Genomic DNA, 26011 nt, shown 5'->3' on the forward strand with positions numbered 1-26011 from the left:
CGAAACTGATCCGCGCCGGGGAGCCATCGCCGAATGGGCCGCGCCATCGTCTCATCGCGGAGAAACGGCCCGTTCGGCCTTCTCCTGAATCGGGCGGCCTCCAGTCCAACCGGCACCGCGCCGATCCTGCCGTCGTAACCGCAAAAGGCGCACCGGTACTCGTAGGCGGTCAGCACCAGTTCCCGCATGCGCCGGTCCCGCTGCCTGCGTGCCGTCGAGAGCTGCTCGGTCTCCGCCGGCTCCAGATCCAGGCCGACGGCTTCGCACAATTCGGCATGGAGTGAGGGTGGGAAGTGCAGGTCGAGCAGTAACCGGGCGAGCCTGCCGAGCAGTTGCGGCTCGCGTCGCAGAGCTGCTCTCAGGTCCGGCGTGAGCTGTCCGGTGGCGCCCGTCTCTCTGAGATCCCGTACCCCACTTCCAGGGCTGCCGGGACCGCGATCGGTGCGCACTTCCCATACGCCGTCGCTGACCAGGTGGTGGAAGGGGTAGGCGGGCGTCGTCTTGTTCGGCGGGCCGTACTCGGTCAGCAGCCGCTGCAGATCCAGCTCGACCGCGCTGTAACGCAGGCCGCCCTCCGTATCTTCCTGGAACCGGCCGAGGGCGTACAGGAACAGCAGTGGCTTGTGCGGAGCGCGGGTTCCGCTCCGGGTCCACTGCCTCAGCTTCGCGGTCGCTCCAGCCAGTCCATGGCCGCCGAGCGTAGACGGCCGTCCCGGGACCGGTGACGGCTGGTCACACCAGCTCGGAAGAACGGGCGTGGCAGCCAGAGCCACCGGGCCGGGCGTTCGCAGCGTGTCGTGTACGGCGCAGTGCGCGTCGCCGTAGGAGTGCGACTCCGAGGGCTACCAGGACGACGACGGCTGTGGCAGGGCCGCCCAGAGTGAGGATCCGCTGAAGCGACGTCGCGGCGGCGTAGCCGACGCCAACTTCGGCTGTGGCCCACAGACAGGCGGCAGTGACGCTGTAGGGGGCGATGCGGTGGTAGGGCAGGCGGGTGGCGCCCGCGAAGTGGCCTGGACTGGAGCTGCTCACACAAACGGCCCCGGACGAGGAGTCCGATGACGGTCAGCCTTCCAGGGCGCCGGGCGCCAGCACGGTGGCCCGGCATGTGAAGCCGCGCGCGCAGTGGGAACGTCCCGCCGAACGCAGCCACCGGGCCCGTCCGACCGACTCCTTGTTCAGGCGATGGCGTAGTGGGCGAGAGCTGGTTCCAGCATGTCGAAGGCGTCGGCCGCCTCCGTGGCGATGGTTTCGGCGATCTCGTCGTTGGAGTGTTCGGCCAGGGTGAGGTCCTGGATGCGCTGGAACAGGATGCGGTGGACGGCGCCGAGCAGTCCGGCGGCCGTCTGGACGGAGATGTCGTTCGGCGGTGCGCCGACGGCTGCGGCGAGAGCGTGGGCCAGGGCACGTTCGCGCTGGTCATGCAGGCCACGCAGGCAGGTTGAGAGGGCGGGACTGTCGGCGATCATGCGGGCGAAGGCGGGGCCTGAGAACCCGGAGACCGGATCCGCGGCCGCGGCGGCGTCGGCGAAGGCGCGGCGCAGCGCGGCCAGGGCGGACTCGCCGGGCCGTCGAGCGGTCACTGTGTGTGCCAGGGCCGCGATGAACGCGTCCTGGTGGTCCAGGGCCAGATCCTCCTTGCGTGGGAAGTAGTTGGTCACCGTCTTCTTGGCGACCCGTGCGGCGGCGGCGATCTCGGCGATGGTGGTCCGCTCGAAGCCCTGGGCGAGGAACAGGCGGGTGGCGTGGTCGGAGATGAGCTGACGGGTCTCCTGCTTCTTGGTTTCCCGCAGGCCGGTGGGGGGCGCGGGCGATGTGGTGTCGTCGGTAGCCATGAGGCAATCTTACCCCGGTAGCATTTTTATGTTGACACCCTCGCGCGTCTCGGGCTAATTTTACTCTCGTCGTAAATTTGCGGCGGTGGATCGAAGAGGAGATTCCATGCCCGTACTCAGCTGTGCGTCCCTCGCCCTCACCGCCGACCTCGGTGAGGTCCTCGCCGGGCGTACCGGCAGCGGCCCCGTGCTGACCCCCGCGGCGGTCCCCGCGCCGCGTCGCCCCGACAGGCAGCAACTCGCCCGGACGGCCGCGGCCCGCGCTCGGCGTATCACCCCATCCGTTCGCAGCCTGCCGCGACGCGGCGGCTACTGACCCGCACCCCCCACCGACGATCACGTCCGACCGCCTCGCCCACCAGCGGCCACAGGCGACAGGCTCCGCGAAAAATCCATGAGGAGAACCGTCTTGCAGATCACCGCGTCCACCGTCTCGCTCACCGTCGACGATGTCGCCGCGTCCCAGCGGTTCTTCACCAGCCACCTCGGCTATGTCGAGCAGGCCGCCGCCGATGGGTTTGCCTCCCTGACGCGTGACGATGCCGCGGTGGACATAGTCCTGCTCGCACGTGGCACCGAAGTGCTGCCGGCCGACCAGCGCGACCAGCACGCCTCCGGCCTGATCGTCGCCTTCACCACCACCGGCATCGAGGACGAGGAGAAGCGGCTGCGCGCCGAGGGTGTCGACATCACCATGCCGCTGCGTGAAGAGCCTTGGGGCGAGCGGCTGTTCCAGATCAAGGACCCGAACGGAGTTGTCATCCAGTTCGTCGAGTGGGTCACCCCTTCCGACCCTGCCTGACCGCTCCGCGCCGACCGCTCCGCGCGAAGCCGCGGACGACCCCATCCCGAAGGCCACGGGCCACAGATCCGAAGGACCGTACGTTGTCGCCTGACCCCACCACCGTTCACCCACTGCCGGCGCATGACCGGGTGGTGTTCCTCAAACCACTCGTCACTTCGCCGAAGATCGTCGTGGGCGAGTACACCTACTACGACGACCCGGCCGGCGCGACGGGGTTCGAGCACCTCAACGTCCTGTACGCGTACGGCCCCGAGCGTCTGGTCATCGGCAGGTACTGCGCGATCGCCACGGGAACCAGGTTCCTGATGGCGGGTGCGGAGCATCCGACGATGGGGGTGTCCACGTTCCCGTTCACCATGTTCGGCGGCCGCTGGGCCGAGGAGACCCTGGATATCGTCACGTCCATGCCCAGCCGCGGTGACACGGTGATCGGCAATGATGTCTGGTTCGGTCATCAGGTGACCGTCATGCCCGGCGTACGCATCGGCGACGGCGCGATCATCGCGGCCGGCGCCGTGGTCACCGCCGACGTTCCGCCCTACACGATCGTCGGCGGCAACCCGGCCAGACCGATCCGGCAACGGTTCAGCGACGCCGACGTCGAGCAACTGCTGCGTGCCGCCTGGTGGGACTGGCCCGCCGGCCTCGTCACCGAACACGCCCGCACCATCATGTCCGGAACCCCGGACGACATCGCCCGCATCGCCACCGAGCACGGATTGGGGAAATCTCTGTGACCCAGGTATCCATCGAAGAGCACGCGGTGGCCGACAGCGCGGCCGGACCCTACGCCCTCACGACGGGACCGGACGGCGCGCTGTGGTTCACCCTCGTCCACAGTGGCCGGATCGGCCGGCTCGTCCCCGGCGAGGAGCCGACGAGCCACCGGCTCGACCCCACCTGCGGGCCGACCGTCATCACATCCGGCCCCGACGGTGCGCTGTGGTTCACCGAGTACCGGGCGGACCGGATCGGGCGGATCACCACCGACGGCGTCATCGACGAGTTCGGCGTGCCCACCGCCGGCTGCGGGCCGTTCGGTATCGCGGCGGGCCCCGACGGTGCGCTGTGGTTCACCGAGACCGCCGCGGACCGTATCGGCCGCATCACCGCCGACGGCCGCGTCACCGAGTTCCCGCTCCCCGTCACGGGCGCGTTCCCCTCGGCGATCACCGCCGGTGACGATGACGGGATGTGGTTCACCCTCAACCAGGCGAACGCCCTCGGCCGGATCGGCATGGACGGTGCGGTCACCATCCATCCCCTGCCGACGGAGGCGGCAGCGCCGGTGGGGATCGCCGCAGGCCGCGACGGCGCGCTGTGGTTCGTCGAGATCGCCGCCGGTCAGATCGGACGGATCACTTCCGACGGGCAGATCACCGAGTTCCCGCTCCCCGACCGCACCGCGCGACCGCACGCCGTCACCGTCGACAGTGACGGCACCGCATGGTTCACCGAATGGGGAGGCAACCGCGTCGGCGCGATCACCTCCGACGGCTCCCTCAGCGTCCACGACCTGCCCACCCCCCACTCCGAACCGCACGGCATCGCAACCGGTCCCGACGGCGCCGTGTGGACCGCACTGGAGATCGGTGCGCTCGCCCGCATCGCTCCCATCGCCCCAGCGGACAGCGCCACCTGACCAGGCTGCTGTCCCCCCTCACACGACATCAGCAGAGGCCGCCCGTAAGGCGGCCGGAGAGGAACCCCGTGAAATACGCACTCGTGATCTTCGAAACGGACGAGTCACGCCGCCGGATCCAGGCCGACCGGGCTGCTTACCGCAAGGAATACGAAGCCTGGATCGGCAGCATCGCCGCGGCCGGGAAACTGGTCGGCGGCGAGGCTCTGGAGACCGAGAACATCGCTCCCGCGACGGTGCGCAGAACGGCCGACGGAACATCAGCGGTGACCGACGGGCCCGCGCACGCCGGCGAGGAGACCCTCGGCGGCTGGTTCATCATCGACGTGGCCGACCGCAAGGAAGCCGTCGAACTGGCCAAGAGCCTCCCCACCCCGGAGACCGTCGAGATCCGCCCGATCCTCGAATCCGCCTGAACCGGGCAGGGGACCGGCCCGGTGACCTCAAGGCGAGAGCCCAGGTCGAGCTTCACCTCGTTGTACGGGCGCACGTGGCCCCAGCGATCTGCTGCGACTTCCAGAACGGCGGGACTGCTGCATGAACGGGTGACAGCGGGGTTATGCAGCGAAGGCTGCGGGTGGGGTCATGATGGTTCTTCTGCAGAGTGCGAAGAAGCTCTCCATTGCGGCGTTGTCGCCGGCGGCCCCGACCCGGCCCATCGAGCCGACCAGGCCGTGCCGAGTGAGTACGGCAGCAACCTTCCGTGATCGGAACTGCGAGCCGCGGTCCGAATGCACCACGCATCCGGCCACCTGGCCGCGGCGGGCGACAGCGGACTCCAGGGCTCTCACCGCGAGGCGGGACTGCATCCGGGCGTCGATGGAATAGCCCACGATGCGGCCGGAGTACACGTCCTTGATGGCACACAGATACAGCTTGCCTTCGCCGGTGGGGTGCTCGGTGATGTCCGTGAGCCACAGCCGGTTCGGTCCGTCGGCGGTGAAGTTCCGCCGACCCGGTCATCGTGGACCGGCGGGCCGGCACCGTCGCCAAGCAACTCGTCGTGGACGGCTGGGAGGTGTACGAGGACGACCCCAAGACCGATGCCGGCGCGCGGACCATCGCGCTCGACTCCGAACGGTCCAGGCCCTCAAGCGGCACCGAGCCCAGCAGGACAAGGACCGCAAGGAGTGGGAGAGCGCCTGGGGTGGAGACCGGCCGCGTATTCACCCAGGAGAACGGCGAGATGCTCCACCCTGCCAACGTCACACGGCGGTTCATCGAGCTCTACGAGGAGATCGGCCTCCCGCGGGTCCAGCTCCACGACCTGCGCCACGGTGCGGCGACCCTCGCCCACGCGGCCGGGGCCGACCTGAAGGACATCCAGGAGATGCTCGGCCGCTCCTCGATCACCATCACGGCCGACACGTACACGAGCCTGCTCCCCGAAACGGACCTGGCGATCGCCGAGGCGCAGCCCGGCTCGTACCGCGCGCCCGCGCCACCTCCGAGAACACCACCCCCGAAGCGGAGCCCGAGCCGGACGAGGCCGATGAGGCGCAGGCGGAGTCCGTGCCGGATGGTGCTGATCCGTCGGGAGAAGTATCGGGGCCTGGCGCCCATCCGCTCACGCACCGCTCACGCAAACGGCCCCGGACCAGGAGTCCGAGGCCGAATAGAACGCCTCCCTGGGAGAGAAACCCCAGGTCAGCAGCTTAACGCGTTGTGCCCCCGGCAGGATTCGAACCTGCGACACCCGCTTTAGGAGAGCGGTGCTCTATCCCCTGAGCTACGAAGGCAGGGGCTTGTAAAAAACCTTGGAGAAAACCCAGTGAGTGGATCTTCAGCCAAGGCGCACAAGCCCGCTGGTCAGTGGTGGTGTACCAGGTGCTCGCGACGGTTTCCCGGGCGGACATCCAGCGCGACCTGACCGCTGACGTGAACAGCGTAGCGGATCGGGGCGGGGCGAAGGTGTGGAGTACCGGGGTGGGGCGTGGTGAAGGGCTTGACCTGCAGCCTTCTGCGCAGGGCTGGTTAGTGTTCGACTCGGTCTGCGGGTGGCGGTGGCTCGGTTTGTCCGTTTCGTCGCGGACGCGGAGCCGAGGTCGTTTCAGGTGGAGGAGTGATCGCCGCCGGCCCTTTCGCGGCGAAGCGTGTCGGGTCAGACCGCCTGCGCCTGGCTGATGCCGAGGCGCGAATCGCTGGGGGCCCCGCGCACCCCACCCGGCCGACATCGACCCGCCGAGCCTGCTGATCTACACCTCGCGCGGCATCGGCACGCCCAAGGACGTGATGTACAGCGAGCGCATGGTGCTCGGTCTGTGGGGCGGCGGGCTCATGCCCGGTGAGGAGGCGCGGCCGGAGGCCGTCAGCTAGCTGTCGAGGAGCCGACATCGCCGCGGCGCAGCAGATGGGCGAGGACGTAGATCGCGGACAAGGGCGGAAGCGGAAGCTTCGGAGCCGGAGCCGGAGCCGGAGCCGGAGCCGGAGCCGGAGTCGAGGCCGGGGCCGGGGCCGGAGTCGAGGCCGGGGCCGGATCTGGAGTCGTAGTCGGCGCCGGTGCCGCAGTCGTACTCGAAGCCGTCAAAGTCAGGATCTGTTGGTTCCACGGACGGTGCCCGCTCGCCGGGGCAGGGGAAGATGGCGTAATTGTGAACGCTCGGCCCCGCGTTGGCGACGAGGGGCGGGCTTCGGGACATGAGGGTGGGGGAGCGTCAAGCGCGACCCGCGCTGCAATCAGCCATCGTCTGCGACGGGATCCCGTGGGCGGGTGTGGTCCACGGCACTTTCGTGCGCTTCGGTGTGCGGTGCTCAAGTCGCCGAACGGGTCCGATTTGCGTTGTTATTTAACAGGCTGGAAACGTGGGCGGGCACGGTATCACCCCTGCCCGGGGCGCCCGCAAAGCCAGCGCAAAGAAAGTATGAAGCGGTGCGTGGGGAATGGATGGCGACCCATGGCCATTTTTGGTCTCCCGGAAGGCTCCTCGCTGGAAGGAACTTGACTGGCGAGAGTGGCTGAATTTAGCGTTCTGTGTGGGTCGGCTCCCCGGGGTGGGGAAGTGGTGTGACACGTGCACGGGGGGAAATTAGTGTCACGCGGCCGATCTCTTTGTCGCGCATTCAATCACCATGCGTGCAGTCGCTTCGGTGTCGTGTCGAATTCCGGGACCGTGCCGAATTCGCCGGACGAAATCAACATGAGACCGCGGCAGCTACCTCGACCGAGGGGGCAGCGCCGCGGACTCCGCGATGCAAACGAAACAGAAACGGGGTTGCCGTGGGAACGACAGAACTTCAGAAGCCGCAGACCGATTTACTTCGGGACAAGAAGATCGCGGTGGTGTACGGTGCCGTATCCGAGGAGGACGGCCTGTACATACGCAACGTACCGCGCGAGAAGTGGTCGCTGGTTGCGATTATGGATGCTCTTTCGAGCCTTGGTTTGCATGCGGAGCATGTGGACCCCACGCAAGATGATTTCATCGAGCGTATCCGGCGGTTCGACGTGGCTTTCCTCAATGTGCACGGGCCGTACGGTGAGGATGGCAGGATTCAGGGTCTCCTCGATTATCTGTCCATCCCCTACACTTCTTCCGGGGTCCTGGCCAGCAGTATCGGGATGGACAAGATAGCCAGCAAGGCGATATTCGCCTACCTCGGCCTGTCCGTTCCCCGTGGCGTTCCCCTTCTTCGCTCCCGGAACGCAGAGATACCCGCGAGTTTCCCCTTCCCCGCCATGCTCAAGGCGGTGGACGGCGGCAGCAGCGTCGGCATGGCGCTGATCAACGACCCGGCGGACCTGCCCAAGGAAATCGATGTCCTGCGTCGGCGAGGGTTCAAGAGGCTCTTCCTTGAGGAGTACATCCAGGGTCGAGCGGTGACGGTGAGCGTCATGGAATCGGCGGAGGGTGCGGACCCTGTCGTGCTCGCCCCTCTCGAATTCATCACCGAGTCCGAGTACTACGACGAGTCGACGAAGCTCGGCGGCCCCGGGGCGCCGAGCGCCGAGTACGTCGTCCCGGACGATCTGGCGCCGCACGTCTTCAAGGACCTGTCCGAGTCGACGAGGGCCATCTATGAATTCCTGGCGTGCCGGGGCGCCATACGAGTCGACTACATGATCGACCAGAGCGGCACGATCTACCCGCTCGAAATCAACACGATCCCGGGCTTGCAGCAGCAGAGCAACCTCCCGGTTTCGTGCGGACTTGAGGGGATCGCATACCCGCGACTCATCGAGAGCCTGCTCGTCAGTGCCGTCGAGTCCTTCGAACCCGCTCCATGGGCGGTCCGGTGATTTCCAGGCTCCACCTCCTCCCGCCGCCGGGGGGTTTGCGGCGGTTCGCCGTCGCCAACCTCATCAACACCATCGGCAGCGGGCTGTACATCACCAGCGGCACGCTGTTCTTCACGAGAGCCGTCGGCCTGACCGTCGAGCAGACGGCTCTCGGGCTGACTGTGGGAACGGGGGTCGGCCTCGCTCTGATGATGGTGTTCGGGCGGCTCGCCGACCGGTTCGGGCCCAAGCGCGTCTATATCTCGCTGCTGGTGGCCCAGGCGCTCATGATGGCGGCTTTCACGCAGGTGCGGAGTTTCTCCTGGTTCCTCGTGGTGGCGACCGCCAGCGGCATCGCGGATCGCGGGATCTCCGGCACGGTCGGTTCTCTGATCCACGCCATGAGCGACAAGGAGAACCGGATCACGGCCAGGGCCCAGCTCAGGACCGCCACCAACGTGGGTCTGGGCGTGGGCACCCTGATAGCGGGGGTGTCGCTGCTGCTGGACACGGCGGCGGCATACACCTTCGTGGTGGCGGGCAACGCCGTTCTCTTCGCCGTCGCCGCGGCGATGCTGGCCAACGTGAGCGTCGAGCCCCGCCAGGCCCGGGTCCCGCAGCCCGCCGACGCGGGCGCCGCCCGCCGTTCGGGACCGCTGCGCGACCGCCGCTATCTCGCCGTGACCGCCGCGAACGGGCTCCTCGCCCTGCATGTGAGCGTGTTGAGCTTCGCGCTGCCGCTCTGGGTGGCCGACCACACGGAAGCGCCCAAGTGGTCCATCGCCCTGATCATGGTCGTGAACACGGTCCTCGTGGTCCTCCTCCAGGTCCGGGCCGGCCGTCGCGCGTCCGACGTCCCCCGGGCGGCACGGATGGCACGGGTGACCGGTGTCGTCTTCGCCCTGGCCTGCCTGACGATGGCGACCACCGAGTCGCTGGGGCCGGTGCTCTGCGTCGGCGTACTCCTGCTGTGGACCGCGATCTACACCGCCGGCGAACTGTGGCAGACCTCCGCCGAGTTCTGCTTCGGGTTCGAGTTGGCACCCGACGACGCCCAGGGCGCCTACCAGAGCGTCTTCGCCCTGGGACCGGGCGTGATGCGAGCCGTGGCGCCGACTCTGCTGGCCACTCTGGTCCTCGGCAACGGAACCACGGGATGGATCGGGCTCGCGGGGTTCTTCCTGGTGTCCGGGCTCCTGGTCTCCGGCGCGGCCCTGTCGGCGCACCGTAACCGGGACGTGAACGGGGACGTGTTCCCGCGGTTTGCCGAGACCGCCCATGCGGAGTCCCCGGAACGGGCGGAGACCCCGGAACGGAGCGTGGTCCCTTCATGAAGTCCCTTAGAGCGAGACCACGGTTGACCATGCCGTTGACCGTCCGGCGCTATGCCCAGCACTTCACCGTGGAGGAACAGTCCGACAACGGCTTCGCCTGGCCTCCGGGCGGGCCGGAGGCCTGGGGTGAGAAATGCTGCGGGCTGGCCTGCCTACGCATGATTCTCGACCACTACGGCCTGCCGGTTCCCTCCCAGCGTCGGCTGCTGGGGGAAGGGCTGGAACAGGGCGCCTACACCCCCAACGGGTGGATCCACAGGGGCCTCGTCGAGATCGCCGGCGCACACGGGCTGTCCGGGGCGGCAGCACCCTTCACGTCCGCCGCGCAGCTCCAGAGCATCGCGGAGGCCGGCATTCCGAGCATTGTGTCGTGCACCTTCCGTTTCCCGGAGGACGGCCGTAAGGGCGGGCACCTCGTGGTGTTCTGCGGCGAGGTCGTGAAAGCGGGCCGACGGTACGCCACGTTCGCGGATCCGTCCCGGTGGGGCGCCCAGCACACGGAGCTGCCTGCCGAACGGTTCTGGGCGAGCTGGACGGGACGGGGCGTTCCCCTGTGGCCGCGGGACTGGCCCTCCGAACGGATCGCGGACGAAGTCGGTCCCGAAGTCGCCGGCCTGCTCGGGATTTCTCCCCAGCCCGACGCCTTCCCCCAGACCGACCCACTCGCCCAGCCCGACGCCTTCCACCAGTTCGACAACGTCAGTGTGCGGGGGGTCAGATGAACATCGAGGTGGTGAAGAGTCTCGACGGCGTGGAGAGCGATTCCTGGGACGCGCTCGCGGGCGGCTCGTTCTACGCGAGTCACGCGTGGATGGCGTACCAGGAGAGGGATCCCGCCTCGTCCGTGCGCTATGTGCTGATCCGCGATGCCGAGAAACGGCTCGTCGCAGGAGTCCCGGTCTACCTCGTGGACTCCGAGGCGAGCGGCATGTATGACCCGGCAAGGCTCTTTCCCGACATGCCGCAGCAGAACCGGACCCTGGAACGCACGGTGTTGGTGGGAAACCGGCGCGGCTACGCGAACCGAATTCCCACGGTCGAGGGCCTGGCACAGCGTCAAGACGTCATCAGGCAACTCGTCGAAGCCGTCAATCTCATCGCGGCGGAAGAGGCCGACGGCCAGGCGTGGTGGCTCTACCTCAACGAATCGGACGCGGAGGCCCTGTCGCCGTACGCGTCGGACTCGCTGCCCAGACTGCTTGCCGCGGACTGCGCGATCGCACTGCCCGGAACCAGCTTCGAGGACTATCTCGGATCCGGTTCGAGCAATATGAGGCGACAGGTCCGCAAGGACCGCCAGGCGTTCACGGCTGCCGGTTACAGCTGTTCGGAACAGCCGTTCGCCGACTGCTGGGACGACATCAGTCCGCTGATCGCCTCGCATCAGCAGCACCACGGCGAGCCGGCCGATCCCGATTTCATCCGTGCCCTCATGCGGGATCAGTCCGAGGCGACCCAGGACACAGGCGTCGTGCACGCTTGCCACAAGGGCGGCCGGATGGTCGGTTGCACGCTCACGTACGTGACGACACGTGAAGTCACGTCCAGGGCCTATGGGTTCGATCACCGGCAGCCGGCGGACGCGGCGGAGTACTTCGAGCTCCTCTACTACCGCCCCATGGAGGCGGCCTACCGGACTGGCGCGTCCCGTCTCCACCTGGGAATCGGCACCCTTCAACCGAAAATCCGTCGCGGGGCGGACGTCTTCCTCCTGTGGGGACTGAGGACCGGAACGGCACTCGACGACGATCCCGGCGCGGCACGCGCCCACAACAGTGCCCGCTGGCAACGGCTCGCCGGGGAAATGGGCAGGGCGGCGGAGAAAGCAGCGTCGCCCTTCCTCACGACAGCACTTTGATCCGTACAGCAGCACTCTGATCCGCACAGCAGCACCTGCATCCGCACAGCAGCACTCTGGTTCTTGATCAATCGCGAAAAATGGGGGGAACAATGCCGACAAGTAACGGCTGGATAGTTTTCGTGGAGTTGCACACCCTTCCCGGAGGCGGCCGGGGCCGGCTGCATTCCGGTGCGGCCGTAACGGCCCCGTGCCGTGCTCAGCTGGAAGCCGCCAAGCGGCTGGGGTTCCGGACGGCCGTAGCCGCGTCCGACCGTGATTCCTACGGCAGCCAATTCGACGACGTGGTCGACGCATGGCTGCTGACGGACACCAGGGATGCCGCCGGAATCGTGCACGTCATGAGGGCGTTGGGCGGCGAGATCGTCGGCGTGTTCAGCTCCGTGGACAGTTTCGTCGGGGTTGCGGCGGCGGTTGCCGCCAAGGTCGGGCTCGCGGGACCTTCGCCTCTGGGGGCCGGCATCGCACGGGACAAGGCCGTGGCCCGCGCCGCGCTGGCGGCTGCCGGGGTCCCCGACATCCGGTGGGGCGTCAGGTCCGCGCACGACGACGACCTGGACTCGCCCATCGGGTACCCCTGCGTCGTCAAGCCCGTGGACGGAGCGTCCAGTTGGGACGTGGCACTGGCGGAGGACGCCCAGACCGTACGTGACGTGGCGGCCCGGCACCTGAAGCGCGCCTACGGCAGGCGGGTGCGCCCTCAGCGCAAGCTCCTGTTCGAGGAGGTGCTCGTCGGCCCGCTGCTGAGCGCGGAGGGCTTCGTCGACGGCGGCGAGGTGCGCATCATCGGCTACTCGGACCGGGTGCTGTCCGCTCCGCCGCGATTCGTGGAGCTCGCCGTCCGTTTCGCGGCCGAGCGCCCCTTCGACGGTGCGGACGACTACGTGGCCGAGACGCTGGCCGCGTTGGAGTACGACTTCGGCGCCTTCCACCTGGAGTTCATCCTCACGTCGGACGGCCCCCGCCTGGTCGAGCTCAACCCCCGTTTCGTCGGCGCCGGTGTCCAGCACGCCATCAGTGAGCTCACCGGCGTGACGCCGGCCGAGCTGCTGATGGCGAAGCTCACCGGCGGCAAGGTGCCCGAGTTCCCCCGGGAGGGAGCGGTCACGGAGCTGTATCTGACCGCACCGGCCTCCGGTCGGCTGGAGGGCGTCCGGGGGCTCGACGAAGCGGTGACCACGGAGGGCTGCCGTGCCGCCGGTCTCTACGTCCGCGTGGGGGACGAGGTGAGCAGCGAGGTCGAGTCCAACAGCCAGTACATCGGCTACGTGCACGCCGTGGGGGACAGCCGCGAGGAGTCGTACGAGATCGCCTTGTCGGCGGCGTCGCGCATCGCCTACGAGATCCGATGAGCCGTCGCGGCGGGGTACGGCGCGTCCGCAACGGACGATGTGGACCTTGACCTGCGCCCCGCCGCAGTCACCTCAGACGAGCTCGCTCCCGGAAGCAACGACGACCCCGTACGCGTCCGCGATGGCCGCCAGCGCGCTGCGGTGCAGCTCGTCGGCGGAGACGTCGACGATCGACCTGGTGGCGCAGGTGTCCGCCGGGACCGTGGGCTTGTTGCCGCGCAGGGCCGCGGAGGCGGACGTGTAGGCGACGCACATGTGGGTCATGAACCCGGCGATGATCACGGTGTCGTTGCCGGCTTCGTCGACGAGCTTGCCGAGGTCGGTCCCGTGGAAGGCGTCCGGGGCCTGCTTGACGACCACGGGCTCGCCCTCGATCGGGGCCACGCTGGGGTGTATCCCGCCGATGTCCTGGCGGATGTCGTAGAGCGAACCCTCGCCGTCGTCGTGCTGGACGTGGATGATCCCGGCGCCGGCCGCGCGGGCACGGGACAGCAGGTCCGACGCGGCGTCGAGGGCGGGCTTCCAGCCGTCGAGCTCCATCGCGCCGCGGGTGTAGGTGTTCTGGTAGTCGATGAGCACGAGGGTCGAGGACGCGAGGCTCGCGGTGCTGCTGTCCGCACCGGCGAGTTCGCGCAGCGTCTTGCTTGCCACAGGGCTTCTCCATAGGTCTACAGGGCCGTCAGGTCTACAGGGCCAAGGGGCCGAAGAACCGAAGGGTCAAAGGTCCGAAGGTCCAAAGGTCCGAAGGGCAGGTGGGGATACGGGTGAGGGAAAGCGTGTTCAACAGCCCGTTGACCCCTCATGCGACGCTATGGCCCGAACCGACGCGTCGGCAATGACGCGCTACTTGCAGAAACCGACTCCGGGTGGGGACCGTTGGGGACCGTGAACCAGCCGATCGTGAACCGGCTGATCGTGATCGTGCTGTTCGAAGGCGTCGACCTCCTCGACGTCACCGGTCCGCCGGAGGTGTTCTCCCTCGTCCCGCGCGAAGCCACCGAGCGGGGCGGCTACGAGGTCGTGCTGGCCGCCGAGACACCGGAGCCGGTGACGACGGCGGCCGGCGTGCGGATCATGCCCGACGCCACCTTCGACGAAGTCGGCGCACGGGCGATCGACACCTTGCTGGTGCCCGGCTCCGTCGAGGTCGACAGCGAGCAACGCATCCACCCCGTCGCCGAGCCCGGCACGGTGGCCCGGGTGAAAGCGCTGGCCGCCCGTACCCGCCGGGTGGCCTCGGTCTGCGTCGGTGCGCACATCCTCGCCGCCGCCGGGCTCCTCGACGGCAAGCGGGCCACCACGCACTGGTCGACCGCGCAGCGGCTCGCCGCAGACCATCCGGCGGTGCGGGTCGACCCGGATCCGATCTTCATCCGCCAGCAGGGGGAGGAGGGCGAGGTCTGGACCGGCGCGGGCATCAGCGCCTGCCTCGACCTGTCCCTCGCTCTCGTCGCCGAGGACTTCGGCGAGAGCGTCGCGCTGAGCGTGGCCCGCCGGCTCGTGATGTACCTGAAGCGCCCCGGCGGGCAGTCCCAGTTCAGCGTGCCGTTGGAGCAGGTGTCCACGACGCGGCGCGTGGAGGACCTGCGGCATCACATCCTGAGCCACCTCGACCAGCGCCTCACCGTCCCGGACCTGGCCGCGTACGCGCATGTCAGTGACCGTCAGCTCACCCGGATCTTCAAGACCGAACTCGGCACGACGCCGCACGCCTACGTCGAGTCGGCCCGGGTCGAGAGAGCCGCCAACCTGCTGGAGACCACCGACGACACGCTCGAACGGGTCGCTTCCGTCTGCGGATTCGGCACCGTCGACACCCTCATCCGAGCGTTCCGTCGCCGCCTCGCCACGACGCCGAGCGAGTACCGGGCCAGGTTCCGGATCACCCCGCCGCCCCTGTCCGGCGCGCCACACGGACCGGCTTGACCTCAAGTCAACTTGAGATTTTACGTTGCTTGCACGGACCCACACCGGGCCGAACCCCGGGCCGACCTCGGGCCTGAACCGAGGCCCCGACCCCGGCCCTCCCGACTTCACTTCCCCGAATCGAGGCACACCCATGTCCCAGACGGCCCAGCCCCACCCCCCGCTCAAGATCGGCGTCCTCATCGGCAGCGTCCGCCCCGGCCGATTCGCCGACAAGGTCTCCCAGTGGTTCGTGTCGCGGATCGGCCGGCGCGACGACATGGAGACCCACGTCATCGACCTCTCCGAACCCGCCCTCGCCGACGAGCTCAAGCTCACCCTGGAGCAGTCCGACGCCCCGGGCGACGCACCGACCCTCGCCCAGCGCATCGGGGGACTCGACGGGTTCGTCGTCGTCACGCCCGAGTACAACCACGGCTACCCGGCCGCCCTGAAGCTGGCCATCGACTACGTCTACCGGGAGTGGCGGGCGAAGCCGGTCGGCTTCGTCTCCTACGGCGGTATGGCCGGCGGCCAGCGGGCGGTGGAGCAACTCCGGCAGGTCTTCGCCGAACTGCATGCCGTCACCCTGCGCGACACCGTCAGCTTCCACATGGCCTGGGAGCAGTTCGACGACGAGGGCCGTCCGCACGACCAGGACGGCACCAGCAAGGCCGCCGACGTACTGCTGGACCAGCTGGCCTGGTGGGGCCTGACCCTTCGCGAGGGTCGCGCCGTCAGGCCGTACGACGGCTGAGCCAAGCCCACCGATCTCCGGAAGCCCGGGTCCATGGGGCCAGGGGGCCACGGATCCCCGGGGCCAGGGGCCCACGGGGCCAGGTCTAGGAGTCCACGGAGCCAGGGGTTCTCGGGTCCTCGGGTCTACGGATCCCCGGGCCCACGGATCTCCGGGCCCACGCATCTCCAGATCCTCAGGCCATCGCCACCCGCGCGAACCGCCCCGCCACCCGCAGATCCGCCTCCACCCGCCCGGCCGTCTCCATCAACTCCGGCAGCACGTCCCGCACGCACTCCTCCACCGACCGTCGAGCCGCGTGCATCGCCACGTTCACCGCGGCGACCACCCGGCCCGTACGGTCCCGCACCGGTACCGCCACCGACCGCAGTCCCGCCTCCAACTCCTCGTCGACCAAGGCGTATCCCCGTGTCCGGGCGTCCTCCAGGGCGCCCAGCAGGGTCGCGGGGTCCGTGGTCGTACGTGGAGTGAGCGGGGCCAGATCGTCCAACTTCCGCTCCGCGGGCGGGAGATCCGCCAGCAGTACCCGGCCCAGTGACGTCGCGTACGCGGGCAGCCGTGTGCCGACGGTGATGTTGACGCTCATCACCCGGCTGGTGGCGGCCCGGGCCGTGTACTGGATCTCCTCGCCCGACGGCGTCAGCACCGCCAGGGACGCCGACTCGTGCACGCGGTCCGCCAGTTCGGCCAGGTGGGGCGTCGCGATCTGGGCGAGTGACGTACGGGAAAGGGGCGGGTAGCCGAGGGACAGCACGCTTGGGGTCAGCGCGAAGCCCCGGTTTCCCGACTGCCGTACCAGGCCCAGATGCTCGTAGGTGATGAGTGCCCGGCGTGCCGTGGCCCGGGCCAGCCCGGTCGCGCGGGCCACGTCCGTGAGCGTCAGCTCGGCCCGTCCCTCGCCGAAGGCGGTCAGTACGGTCAGCCCGCGCGCCAGCGACTCGACGAACTCCCTGCCGAGTTCCTGCTTGGAGGCTCCCGTCCAGACGGCGAGGCCCGCCGGAGCCGCCGCGGGCCGGGCGTCCGGCGCCTCGCGCAGCTCGCGTTCCATCTCCGCGACCGCCGCCCGCAGGCGGGGGAGGAGCGTGTCCCGCAGATCCGCGGCGGTGTGCCGGCTCGTGTGGCTGACGACGTTCGCCACGCAGGCGATCCCGCCGCCACCCGCACGCGGATCCCGTACCGGTACGGACACCGCGACCAACCCCGGCTCGATCAACTGGTCGTCCAGCGCCCAGCCGTCCTTCCGCGCCCGCGCCGCCCGGCGTTCGAAGTCCGCGTCGGAGGACAGGTGCTCCCGGGGCGGTACGGCCACAAAGCCCCGGTCCTCCGGGTCCGCCGCCCGGCGTTCGCGCCAGGACCGCCACTGCGCGTCCGTCCACTCCGTCGCGAACAGCGGGCCCGGCGCGGTGCGTTCGGCCGGGAGCAGGTCGCCGATGCGGAAGCTGAGGGACATCGCACGGCGGCGGGTGGCCTGGTGGATGAAGCGGATGCCGTCGCGGTCGCCGACCGCCAGCGACACCGACTCGTCCAGCGCGTCGGCGAGCGCGTCGGCGTGGGCGGAGAGCAGGGCGGGCAGACCGAGGGCGGCCAGGTAGGCGTTGCCCAGGGCCATGACGGGGGGCGCCAGCACCACGTCGCGGCCGTCGAGACGGACGTACCCCATGCGCGCGAGCGTGGCGGCGATCCGGTCCACCGTGGAGCGCGCGAGCCCGGTGGCCCGCTCCAGCCCGCTCGCGCTCAGCGTCCCGCCGGCCTCCGTCAGCTGCCGCAACACCGCGACGCCACGGATCAGCGGCGTGACCGCCTCGGTGGGCACGGCACGGTCGTCCAGGGTCGTCATCGCGGGCATCGGCTCTCCGGTACGGCGTTCTGCGGCAGGCCCAACCGTAGGTGGTTCTCGCCCCCGCCGCCCCTGCCCTCCCGCCCCCAGGGGGTCTGCCCCCTGGAACCCCGCTCCTCGAACGCCGGAGGGGCTGGTGATTCCGGCCCCTACCCCCGCGTCACCCGCACCCGGTACCCCCCGTCCAGACCGGCCTCCACCACCGCCACCCGCACCCCCCGCTTCTCATCCCGGAACTCCTCCCCCGGCACGAACGTCGCGTCCGAGAGCTCGGCGTGGACGTTCGGGCTGCGGGTGCAGCCGCCGCTGTCCTCGTGGGAGTCGAGGACCCGCACCGGGCCCATTCCGGTGTCGACGTCCGCGTCGACCTTGTAGATCAGGACGCCGGGGCGGCACACGGCCTCGTCGTTGCCCTCGCGGGTGCGCAGTTCGACGGCGTATCCGGTACGGCTGTCCAGCGGCACGAACACCAGCTTCGGGCCGCCCGCGCGGGCCAGCGGTGTCAGGGCGTACTCGGCCGTGCCGGGGACGGCCGCGCACCGGACCTGGGCGGCGTCCAGCCAGCCCAGCTTCCACTTGTGCCAGCCGAGCAGGTCGTTGTTGGCGCCCCAGTCCTCGCTCATGATGTCCCAGTGGCCGACCGCGCCCCCGCCCTCGGCGGTGTAGAGGTCGGGCAGGCCGAAGACATGGCCGTTCTCGTGGGGGAGGACCCGGTAGCCGGTGCGGTGGTAGGTGCCGGAGCCGTCGTCCTGGCGGGAGTAGACGAAGGACGCGTTGGTCACCGAGACGCCGTCGGCCACCGGGGCCTCCGCGTTGCCCGCGAAGGTCACCGACAGGACCGTGTCCAGAGCCGACGGGCCCGCGTTCGGGGTCACGAGCACGTTCAGGAAGTCGTACGACCGGAAGTCCACCTTGGGATCGGCCGCGACCACGAGGTCCTGGACCAGCTTCCGGTACCCCGGATCGAAGGGCGCGCCGCGCTCTATGCCGTACGCCCGGAACGACTTGGGCATCCGGAGCCAGCGGGGGATCGGGGTCTCGGGGCGGTAGTCGAGGCGGCCGTAGGAGCTGGTGCGAAACCACTTCTGGGTCTGCGGGAAGAACTCCGCGAAACGGTCGAGCGCCTTGCCCGGACCGGGGGCGTCGGGGAAGTCGACCATCAGGGTGAGGGCGCGGACCGTGCCGGTGGAGCGGGCGTAGCCGCGCGCCGTCGGCACGCCCTCCGACATCTGGATGGTCGGCCGGCCGCTGATCATGCAGGGGCCGAGTACGGAGGAGTGGAGCGGAGGGTCCGGGCTCGCTCCGGCCGCCGTCGAGGTTCCCGCCGTGAGGTGTCCGGTGCCTGCCGAGGTGCTGACCGCCAGGGTCAGGACGGTCACGGAGGCGAGGGCGGCCACACGGCGGGGGCGTATCCGACGGCTCGGCTGCATGCACGGGCCCTTCAGTCCATGGCAGCCCGCCGGACTGCGCGCTGCACCCTCTCGATCACCCTGTGTCGAGGGGCGCCGGGGGCGCGCGTTGGAGGAGACCGAACGTGGGTTCTTCGGACCGAGTTATGTGACTCAGGTCACAAGAAATCTCTTCCTGGGCGGGAAATAACCGGGGATCCCTTCCCCGTTTAGCCATGTGTCCGAGCGAAACGGGGACGCCTTCCCCGGATCGCCACCCAGCAGCATCAGGAGTACGCCGTGCAGACCGCAACCCCCGCACCGCGCAAGGCGACCCGGCAGCGCGCCGACGCCGTGCGCAACCGGGAGCGGATCGTCACCGCCGCCCGGGAGATGTTCGTCGAGTTCGGCCCGGACGTTCCGCTCGACGAGATCGCCCGCCGGGCCGGCGTCGGCAACGCCACGGTGTACCGCAACTTCCCCGACCGCGACGCGCTGGTCCGTGAGGTCGTCTGCTCCGTCATGGACCGTGTGTCGGAGGCGGCCGAGCTGGCGCTCGCGGAGACCGGGGACGCCTTCGGAGCGCTGGAGCGCTTCGTGCACACCTCCGCCGACGAGCGGATCAGCGCGCTGTGCCCGATGGTCCAGAGCACCTTCGACCAGCACCACCCCGACCTGGAAGCCGCGCGCGATCGGTGCGAGCAGCTCGTCGAGCAGCTCATGGACCGGGGCAAGGCGACCGGTCAGCTCCGCCCCGACGTGAGCGCCGGTGACCTGATGGTCGCCGTGTCGCAGCTGTCCCGGCCCCCGGCCGGCACGGGCTGCGGCACCGCCGACCGTTTCGTGCACCGAACTCTCCAGCTGTTCCTGGACGGGCTGCGGGCACCGGCCCGCTCCGTCCTGCCGGGCACGGCCGTGACCATGGAGGACCTCCGCCAGTCCTGACCGACCAGTTCAGTACCGAACTTCACCGACCTTTACCGACTCTCACCGGCCTTTACCGACTTTCACCGGCCGTCGCCGACGACGCGTCGTCCCCTTTCGTTCGCTTTTTCCGTCACGAAGTCCCGAAGTGGGTATCCCCATGTCTGAAACAGCCTCAAAGGCTCCCGGCGTCCTGGAGAAGTCCGGCGACGCCAACCGCTGGAAGGCGCTCGTGTTCATCGCGCTCGCCCAGCTGATGGTCGTGCTCGACGCCACCATCGTGAACATCGCCCTGCCGTCAGCCCAGGTGGACCTCGGCATCTCCGACGGCAACCGGCAGTGGGTCGTCACGGCCTACGCCCTGGCCTTCGGCGGTCTGCTGCTGTTCGGCGGCCGGATAGCCGACCTGTGGGGCCGCAAGCGGGCCTTCGTCGTCGGCCTGGTCGGCTTCGCCGGCGCCTCCGCGCTCGGTGGCGCCGCCACCAACGAGGCGATGATGTTCGGCGCCCGCGCCCTCCAGGGCGTCTTCGGCGCCCTGCTCGCGCCCGCCGCGCTCTCCCTGCTCGCCGTGATGTTCACGGACGCCAAGGAACGTGCCAAGGCGTTCGGCATCTACGGCGCGATCGCCGGTGGCGGTGGCGCCGTCGGCTTCATCCTCGGCGGCGTGCTGACCGAGTACATGGACTGGCGCTGGACGTTCTTCGTCAACATCCCGTTCGCGATCGTCGCGGCGGCCGGCGCGTACTTCGTCATCCGTGAGCCCGAGGGCGGCCGCAACCGCAACCCGCTCGACATCCCCGGCGTCCTGCTGTCCACCCTGGGCCTGGTCGCGCTGGTCTACGGCTTCACCCGCGCCGAGTCCGACGGCTGGGGCGACTCCATGACGGTCGGCATGTTCGTCGCCTCGGCGGTCCTGCTGCTCGCGTTCGTCGTCACCGAGGCCAAGGTCAAGGCCCCGCTGCTGCCCCTGCGCGTGGTCACCGACCGCAACCGCGGCGGCGTCTACCTCTCGCTCGGTATCGCGATCATCGCGATGTTCGGCACGTTCCTCTTCCTGACCTACTACCTGCAGATCGTGAAGGGCTACACGCCGATCAAGACCGGCTTCGCCTTCATGCCGATGATCGTCGGCATGATGGTCGGCTCGACCCAGATCGGCACCCGCCTGATGACCCGCGTCCCGGCGCGGCTGCTGATGGCCCCCGGCTTCCTGGTCGCCGCGGTCGGCATGCTCCTGATGACCCAGCTGGAGATCGGCTCGTCGTACGCCTCGACGATCCTGCCGGCGATGCTGCTGCTCGGCCTCGGCATGGGTACGGCGTTCATGCCCGCCATGTCCCTGGCCACCCTGGGTGTCGAGCCCCGGGACTCCGGTGTCGCCTCCGCGATGGTCAACACCTCGCAGCAGGTGGGCGGCGCGATCGGAACGGCCCTGCTGAACACGATCGCCGCCTCGGCCACGACCTCCTACATCGCCGACCACATCGGCGCCGCGGGCTCCCGCTCGCAGCAGCAGCTGGTCCAGCTGGAAGGCATGGTGCACGGCTACACCAACGCGATCTGGTTCGCCGTCGGCATGCTGGTGCTCGCCGCGCTCATCGTCGTGACCTTCGTCAACGCCGGCCGCCCGGACGGTACGACGGTGGCGTCCTCCGAGGAGGGCGCCGAGGACGAGCTGCCGGTGCCGGTCGTCGCGCACTGAGCCGACGACGACCGACCGGTCGTACCCCTTCGGGACCAGGTGTACGTACGGGGATGGGGACGCTCCGTACGTACGACCCCCAGGACCTGCCCCGGCTCCGCCGAACGCTTCTTGAACGAGCGGATCAGCGGAGCCAGGGCAGGTCCGCACCCGCTTCGCTCGGCTGCAGGCCCTCGGCGACGATCCGCATGATCTCGCCGAGGGCCTTCTGCTGTTCGGTGGTGAGCCGGTCGAACACCGCCTGGCGTACGGCCTCCACATGGCCCGGCGCGGTCTGCTGCAGCACCTCCTGGCCCGCGTCGGTCAGCACCGCGAACTGGCCCCGCTTGTCGTCGGGGCAGTCCTCGCGCCGCACCCAGCCGTTCTTCTCCAGCCGGGCGACGGCGTGCGAGAGACGGGAGCGGGTGATCTTGGCGTACATCGCGAGCTCGGTCATCCGCAGCCGGCGGTGCGGGGACTCCGCGAGCTTGACCAGAAGGCCGTAGTAGACGTGCGGCATGCCCGCGTCCCGCTGGAGCTGGCGGTCCAGGTGGTCCTCAAGGAGGGTGGTCGCGTCGATGTAGGAGCGCCATACGCGCTGCTCCTCGTCGTTGAGCCAGCGCGGTTCCGAGGTCGATGCCGTATTCATGTACTCCACTGTACGAGAGCTCTCCTTGAACTTTTAACTACCTGAGCGTACGGTCTTCGGTGAGGAAGCTTTAGATTTGAAGCAAATGACGTGAAGCAAGCAACGCCTCAAGCCTCCGGAGGGAGCCGCCGCCATGTCCGCCGCCACGCAGGAGCGCATGCCTGCCCTCTATCTCAGCCACGGCGCACCGCCGCTCGCGGACGACCCGATCTGGCCCGGTGAACTCGCCGCCTGGTCCGCCGGCCTGCCCCGCCCGAAGGCGATCCTCATGGTCTCCGCCCACTGGGAGGAGGCTCCGCTCGCCATCGGTGCCACCGAGACCGTTCCTCTCGTCTACGACTTCTGGGGATTCCCCGAGCACTACTACCAGGTGACCTATACGGCTCCCGGCGCTCCGCAACTCGCCGAGTCCGTACGGAAGCTGCTGCGCGCCCCCGGTACACCCGTGCAGGACATCCCGGACCGCGGCCTCGACCACGGTGCCTACGTCCCGCTCGTCGAGATGTACCCCGCGGCAGACATCCCTGTCCTCCAGATCTCCATGCCGACCCTCGACCCGGTGAAGCTCATGGAGATCGGCCGCAAGCTGGCACCGCTGCGGGACGAGGGCGTGCTGATCGTCGGCTCCGGCTTCTTCACCCACAACCTGGCCGCACTCCGGCAGAGCGGTATCCCCGCCTGGTCCGTGGAGTTCGACGACTGGGGCCGCCGGGCACTGGAGAACCGCGACTGGGACTCACTCCTGGACTTCCTCCACAAGGCCCCGGCCGGCCGCTACGCCCACCCCCGCACCGAGCACTTCGCCCCGCTGTTCGTGACGATGGGCGCGGCGGACGCGGCAGGCGAGCTCGAGGCCGCGCAGAAGTCGGTGATCGACGGCTTCTGGATGGGCTTGGCGAAGCGCTCGGTGCAGTTCGGCTGAGCCTTTCGCCGTCTCACAGCTCCTTCTCGTACCAGGCGACGTCCCAGTACCGGCCGAACTTGCGCCCCACCTCGCGGTAGGTGCCGACGTACCGGAAGCCGAAGCCCTCGTGCAGGCGCGTGGACGCCTCGTTCGGCGGGACGATCCCCGCGTAGGCGCGATGCACGTCCTCCTCCGCCAGGGCCTCGAACAGGGCCTTGTAGAGGAGGGTGCCGATGCCCCGGCGGCCGGCGTCCGGCGCGAGGTAGACGGTCACCTCCACCGAGGTGCCGTACGCGGGCTTCGGCCGGAAGGCGCTGGATGTGGCGTAGCCGAGAATCCGCTGTGAGTTGCGCCCGGGACCGGCCTCCGCGGCAACCATCAATCGATGCGGGCCGTCTTCAGGATGGGAGAGCAGCCAAGGGCGGCGCTCTTCCGGCGTGAAGACGGCTGTGTCGAACGTGATGGGCGTCTCACGTACATAGTGGTTGTAGATGTCGGTGAGGGCATCGAGGTCACTCTCGACTCCCGGCCTGACCTGCACCTCTGTACGTTCCGGCAGCATCGGTCCTCCTCAGGTGGCCGGACAGGGTACTGCAAGATCAGAAAAATAGGGGGGCGGCTTGGGAATTCTGTCCTGATTCCAGTCGTTGTTTCCATCGGATGCCGGGCACTCGACAAGAGTCCCAAGCGTTCAAGAACCACCCGCCCGCCCACATCGCAAGGGAGCACGCATGGCAACCCGTGCCGTCGCCCGTCGTCAGTCCGCCACAGGCGAGGCCGTCGACGCGGCAAGCAGTGTTCGCGCCCATGGCGGCGAGATCGCGGACCGCGACCTGGTCGGCATGTACCTCGACGAGATCGCGCGTACGCCGCTTCTCGACGCAGCCAAAGAGGTCGAGCTGTCGCAGATCATCGAGGCGGGTGTGTTCGCAAGGCAGGTCCTCGACGGATACGAGGAGGCCAAGGCGGACGCCACCCGCGAAGAGCTGGAAGCCCTGGTCGCCGACGGAGAGCGGGCCAAGGACGTCTTCATCCGCTCCAACCTCCGCCTGGTCGTCGCGGTGGCCCGCCGCTACCCGCGCAGCGGCCTGCCCCTCCTCGACCTGATCCAGGAGGGCAACGCCGGTCTGGTGCGCGCGGTGGAGAAGTTCGACTACCGCAAGGGCTTCAAGTTCTCCACCTATGCCACCTGGTGGATCCGCCAGGCCATCACGCGCTCGATAGCCGACCAGTCCCGCACGATCCGCCTCCCCGTTCACCTGGTGGAGGAGCTGGGCCGCATCCGCCGCGTCCAGCGCGAGTTCAACCGGGAGCACGGCCGTGACCCGGAGCCGGCCGAGATCGCCGCCGAGCTCGGCTCGAACGCGGACCGTGTGACGGACGTCCTCGACTGGGCCCGCGACCCGGTCTCCCTCAACATGTCGGTCGACGACGAGGGCGAGACCCAGTTCGGTGACCTCCTGGAGGACACCTCCGCCGTCTCCCCGGAGCAGTCGGTCCTCACCCTCCTGCGCAGCGAGGAACTGGACGACCTGATCGGCCGTCTCGACCAGCGCACGGCCTCCATCATCAAGATGCGTTACGGCATCGAGGACGGCCGCGAGCGCACGCTGACCGAGGTCGGCAAGGAGCACGGCCTGACGCGCGAGCGCATCCGCCAGATCGAGAAGCATGCCCTGCTGGAACTGAAGAAGCTGGCCCGCAGCACCGGTTTCGACGCGGCGGCGTAGCGGACCGGGGGCGTGCGACCGGCGCCACTCGCGTACGCCGGGTGGCGAAAGACCGCGCAAACATGGCGATGTAACGCCGCTTCAACCGCCAGGACCCCGGGAACAAGCCCTAAGGGCAAGGGAGTTCGGGCCCTGAATCCGGGGCCCCGAACGCCCGCCACCCCACACCCACACCAGACCAAGTCCCGACGCACTCCCCCCGGCGCCGGGACTCTCCCCGAGCCGGGCTTCGGCGCCTATCCCCCCTGGGTGCCGGGGCCCGGCTCCTTTTCGGCTCAAAGGCTGGAAGGGCAGGCCACCCCGTACCTGAACCACGGGGTGGCCCACCCGGATGGCAGATTGTGCCACATGGGCATAGCCTGCCGAACGTGAGCAGCCCCACTTCCTCGTCACTCACGGAGCGACGCAAGGCGGCGACCCGTATGGAGATCGCCCGAGCCGCGGCCGGCCTCTTCATGAAGCGGGGCCTACGGGCCACCCGGGCCGAGGACATCGCCCAGGCCGCCGGTATCGCACCGCGCACCTTCTACCGCTACTTCGCCACCAAGGAAGAGGCGGTGGCCCCCCTCTACGCGGCCGGCGCCGACCGCTGGTCCGAGGCAGTCCGCACGGCCCCACCCGAACTCCCCATCTCCCAGGCCCTGGAACACGCGGCCCACCAGACCCTGACCCCGGACGCCGCCATCTCGGCAGCCTCCTGGGAGTGGGTCCGCACCCTGGTCCGCCTGGCCAACTCCAGCCCAGCCCTGCGCAAGGTCTGGGCCGAGGTCTGCCACGAGGCGGAAACAAGCCTGGCGCAAGCACTGGCAGCAAGGGCCCACGACAACGTTGCCGAAGCCCCCCTCCGCTTCGCAGCGGCCGTAGCAGCCGCCTCCGTGCGCGTAGCCGTAGAAACCTGGGCAGCCGGCGACGCCCCCGCCCACGGCCCAGAGGGCCCGGCAGCCCTGGCCATGCACAACCTGTCAACGCTCAGGGACTTCCCATGGGAGGCCATCACAGCCACCTGAACCGGCGCACCCCCACGGCGGCCATCCGCGCCACACACCCCACGGGCGGCCATCCGCGCCACACACCCACGGCGGGGCAGCCGCGTACGGCGGTGAGGGGACGTGCCGGGGGGTGTCCGCCCGCAGAGTCCGGTGTCAAGAAACAGCACCTCCTGGCAATACTCCAGCCACCGGACCGAGGACGGAC

At 69.2% G+C, this 26011-nt stretch carries 24 protein-coding genes, 1 tRNA gene and 2 pseudogenes; 18 read left to right on the forward strand and 9 right to left on the reverse strand.

Translation table 11 applies throughout. From position 1 onward, the window contains the following. Positions 1-83: 83 nt before the first annotated feature. Both ADK36_RS46920 and ADK36_RS30620 read right to left on the reverse strand, forming a co-directional pair. Positions 84-688 (reverse strand): annotated as a pseudogene (locus tag ADK36_RS46920) (phosphorothioated DNA-binding restriction endonuclease); the annotation flags it as partial. Positions 689-1178: 490 nt separating this feature from the next. Then, entirely contained in the window at positions 1179-1835 is a 657-nt protein-coding gene (locus tag ADK36_RS30620; RefSeq protein WP_048585252.1) for a TetR/AcrR family transcriptional regulator, read from the reverse strand. Positions 1836-1941: 106 nt separating this feature from the next. Here ADK36_RS30620 and ADK36_RS30625 point away from each other — a divergent pair, with 106 nt between their 5' ends. The 5 genes from ADK36_RS30625 (at position 1942) to ADK36_RS30645 (ending at position 4698) form a co-directional block, all read left to right on the forward strand. Next, the gene (locus ADK36_RS30625; protein ID WP_048585253.1) at positions 1942-2151 is read left to right on the forward strand and encodes a hypothetical protein; all 210 of its coding nucleotides are present in this window, start codon (positions 1942-1944) and stop codon (positions 2149-2151) included. Between the two features lie 93 nt (positions 2152-2244). Continuing rightward, entirely contained in the window at positions 2245-2637 is a 393-nt protein-coding gene (locus ADK36_RS30630) for a VOC family protein (RefSeq protein WP_053199715.1), read from the forward strand. Between the two features lie 83 nt (positions 2638-2720). Further along, positions 2721-3377 (forward strand): CatB-related O-acetyltransferase, encoded by a 657-nt coding sequence (locus tag ADK36_RS30635; RefSeq protein ID WP_053199717.1) that lies wholly within the window; start codon positions 2721-2723, stop codon positions 3375-3377. Beyond that, the gene (locus ADK36_RS30640) at positions 3374-4282 is read left to right on the forward strand and encodes a virginiamycin B lyase family protein (protein ID WP_048585256.1); all 909 of its coding nucleotides are present in this window, start codon (positions 3374-3376) and stop codon (positions 4280-4282) included. The genes ADK36_RS30635 and ADK36_RS30640 overlap by 4 nt, the downstream gene beginning before the upstream one ends. Positions 4283-4350: 68 nt before the next feature. Continuing rightward, on the forward strand, positions 4351-4698 hold the full coding sequence (locus ADK36_RS30645) for a YciI family protein (protein WP_048585257.1): 348 nt from the start codon (positions 4351-4353) through the stop codon (positions 4696-4698). Positions 4699-4866: 168 nt separating this feature from the next. Here ADK36_RS30645 and ADK36_RS30650 read toward each other — a convergent pair. After that, positions 4867-5264 (reverse strand): annotated as a pseudogene (locus tag ADK36_RS30650) (DDE-type integrase/transposase/recombinase); the annotation flags it as partial. Between the two features lie 204 nt (positions 5265-5468). On the opposite strand from ADK36_RS30650, the gene ADK36_RS30655 reads away from it, so the two are divergent. Then, a complete protein-coding gene (locus tag ADK36_RS30655; RefSeq protein ID WP_234329934.1) occupies positions 5469-5987 on the forward strand; it encodes a tyrosine-type recombinase/integrase in 519 nt (172 codons plus the stop codon). On the opposite strand, the gene ADK36_RS30660 is transcribed toward ADK36_RS30655, so the two are convergent. Beyond that, positions 5949-6021, reverse strand: a tRNA-Arg gene (locus ADK36_RS30660). The two genes, ADK36_RS30655 and ADK36_RS30660, sit on opposite strands and share 39 nt — an antisense overlap. A gap of 1478 nt (positions 6022-7499) precedes the next feature. Between ADK36_RS30660 and ADK36_RS30665 the strand changes: the two genes are divergently transcribed. From ADK36_RS30665 to ADK36_RS30685, 5 genes are all read left to right on the forward strand, one after another. Then, positions 7500-8519 carry a D-alanine--D-alanine ligase family protein gene (locus ADK36_RS30665; protein WP_048585273.1) on the forward strand — a complete coding sequence of 340 codons (1020 nt, stop codon included), beginning with the start codon at positions 7500-7502 and terminating at the stop codon, positions 8517-8519. Further along, positions 8516-9832 (forward strand): MFS transporter, encoded by a 1317-nt coding sequence (locus tag ADK36_RS30670; protein ID WP_159391219.1) that lies wholly within the window; start codon positions 8516-8518, stop codon positions 9830-9832. The genes ADK36_RS30665 and ADK36_RS30670 overlap by 4 nt, the downstream gene beginning before the upstream one ends. Before the next feature lie 29 nt (positions 9833-9861). After that, positions 9862-10554 carry a C39 family peptidase gene (locus ADK36_RS30675; RefSeq protein WP_053199720.1) on the forward strand — a complete coding sequence of 231 codons (693 nt, stop codon included), beginning with the start codon at positions 9862-9864 and terminating at the stop codon, positions 10552-10554. Next, on the forward strand, positions 10551-11690 hold the full coding sequence (locus ADK36_RS30680; protein WP_048585276.1) for a GNAT family N-acetyltransferase: 1140 nt from the start codon (positions 10551-10553) through the stop codon (positions 11688-11690). Before ADK36_RS30675 ends, ADK36_RS30680 begins: the two co-directional genes overlap by 4 nt. A gap of 92 nt (positions 11691-11782) precedes the next feature. Beyond that, the gene (locus ADK36_RS30685) at positions 11783-13042 is read left to right on the forward strand and encodes an ATP-grasp domain-containing protein (protein ID WP_159029285.1); all 1260 of its coding nucleotides are present in this window, start codon (positions 11783-11785) and stop codon (positions 13040-13042) included. 72 nt (positions 13043-13114) lie between these two features. Here ADK36_RS30685 and ADK36_RS30690 read toward each other — a convergent pair whose 3' ends face one another. Further along, positions 13115-13693 carry a cysteine hydrolase family protein gene (locus tag ADK36_RS30690; RefSeq protein ID WP_048585278.1) on the reverse strand — a complete coding sequence of 193 codons (579 nt, stop codon included), beginning with the start codon at positions 13691-13693 and terminating at the stop codon, positions 13115-13117. 234 nt (positions 13694-13927) lie between these two features. Between ADK36_RS30690 and ADK36_RS30695 the strand changes: the two genes are divergently transcribed. Further along, entirely contained in the window at positions 13928-14968 is a 1041-nt protein-coding gene (locus ADK36_RS30695) for a GlxA family transcriptional regulator (RefSeq protein ID WP_234329931.1), read from the forward strand. Between the two features lie 133 nt (positions 14969-15101). Then, entirely contained in the window at positions 15102-15704 is a 603-nt protein-coding gene (locus ADK36_RS30700; RefSeq protein ID WP_048585279.1) for an NADPH-dependent FMN reductase, read from the forward strand. A 175-nt stretch (positions 15705-15879) separates the two neighbouring features. On the opposite strand, the gene ADK36_RS30705 is transcribed toward ADK36_RS30700, so the two are convergent. Beyond that, positions 15880-17550 (reverse strand): IclR family transcriptional regulator domain-containing protein, encoded by a 1671-nt coding sequence (locus ADK36_RS30705; RefSeq protein ID WP_048585280.1) that lies wholly within the window; start codon positions 17548-17550, stop codon positions 15880-15882. Positions 17551-17690: 140 nt separating this feature from the next. After that, positions 17691-18971, reverse strand: a complete 1281-nt coding sequence (locus ADK36_RS30710; RefSeq protein WP_078916573.1) for a M6 family metalloprotease domain-containing protein — start codon at positions 18969-18971, stop codon at positions 17691-17693. Between the two features lie 258 nt (positions 18972-19229). On the opposite strand from ADK36_RS30710, the gene ADK36_RS30715 reads away from it, so the two are divergent. Both ADK36_RS30715 and ADK36_RS30720 read left to right on the forward strand, forming a co-directional pair. Beyond that, a complete protein-coding gene (locus ADK36_RS30715; protein ID WP_048585282.1) occupies positions 19230-19874 on the forward strand; it encodes a TetR/AcrR family transcriptional regulator in 645 nt (214 codons plus the stop codon). Positions 19875-20013: 139 nt separating this feature from the next. Further along, positions 20014-21555 (forward strand): MFS transporter, encoded by a 1542-nt coding sequence (locus tag ADK36_RS30720; protein WP_048585283.1) that lies wholly within the window; start codon positions 20014-20016, stop codon positions 21553-21555. 124 nt (positions 21556-21679) lie between these two features. Here the strand turns inward: ADK36_RS30720 and ADK36_RS30725 are convergent, their stop codons facing one another. Further along, a complete protein-coding gene (locus ADK36_RS30725) occupies positions 21680-22183 on the reverse strand; it encodes a MarR family winged helix-turn-helix transcriptional regulator (protein ID WP_048585296.1) in 504 nt (167 codons plus the stop codon). Positions 22184-22316: 133 nt separating this feature from the next. Here ADK36_RS30725 and ADK36_RS30730 point away from each other — a divergent pair, with 133 nt between their 5' ends. Continuing rightward, on the forward strand, positions 22317-23105 hold the full coding sequence (locus tag ADK36_RS30730; RefSeq protein WP_048585284.1) for a dioxygenase family protein: 789 nt from the start codon (positions 22317-22319) through the stop codon (positions 23103-23105). Between the two features lie 13 nt (positions 23106-23118). On the opposite strand, the gene ADK36_RS30735 is transcribed toward ADK36_RS30730, so the two are convergent. After that, positions 23119-23649 (reverse strand): GNAT family N-acetyltransferase, encoded by a 531-nt coding sequence (locus ADK36_RS30735; RefSeq protein ID WP_048585285.1) that lies wholly within the window; start codon positions 23647-23649, stop codon positions 23119-23121. 169 nt (positions 23650-23818) lie between these two features. On the opposite strand from ADK36_RS30735, the gene ADK36_RS30740 reads away from it, so the two are divergent. Further along, entirely contained in the window at positions 23819-24817 is a 999-nt protein-coding gene (locus ADK36_RS30740) for a sigma-70 family RNA polymerase sigma factor (protein ID WP_048585286.1), read from the forward strand. A 422-nt stretch (positions 24818-25239) separates the two neighbouring features. Then, entirely contained in the window at positions 25240-25824 is a 585-nt protein-coding gene (locus tag ADK36_RS30745) for a TetR family transcriptional regulator (protein WP_048585287.1), read from the forward strand. Positions 25825-26011 lie beyond the last annotated feature (187 nt).

It is taken from the genome of Streptomyces viridochromogenes, from assembly GCF_001270495.1.
In the GTDB taxonomy this organism is placed as follows: domain Bacteria; phylum Actinomycetota; class Actinomycetes; order Streptomycetales; family Streptomycetaceae; genus Streptomyces; species Streptomyces viridochromogenes_A.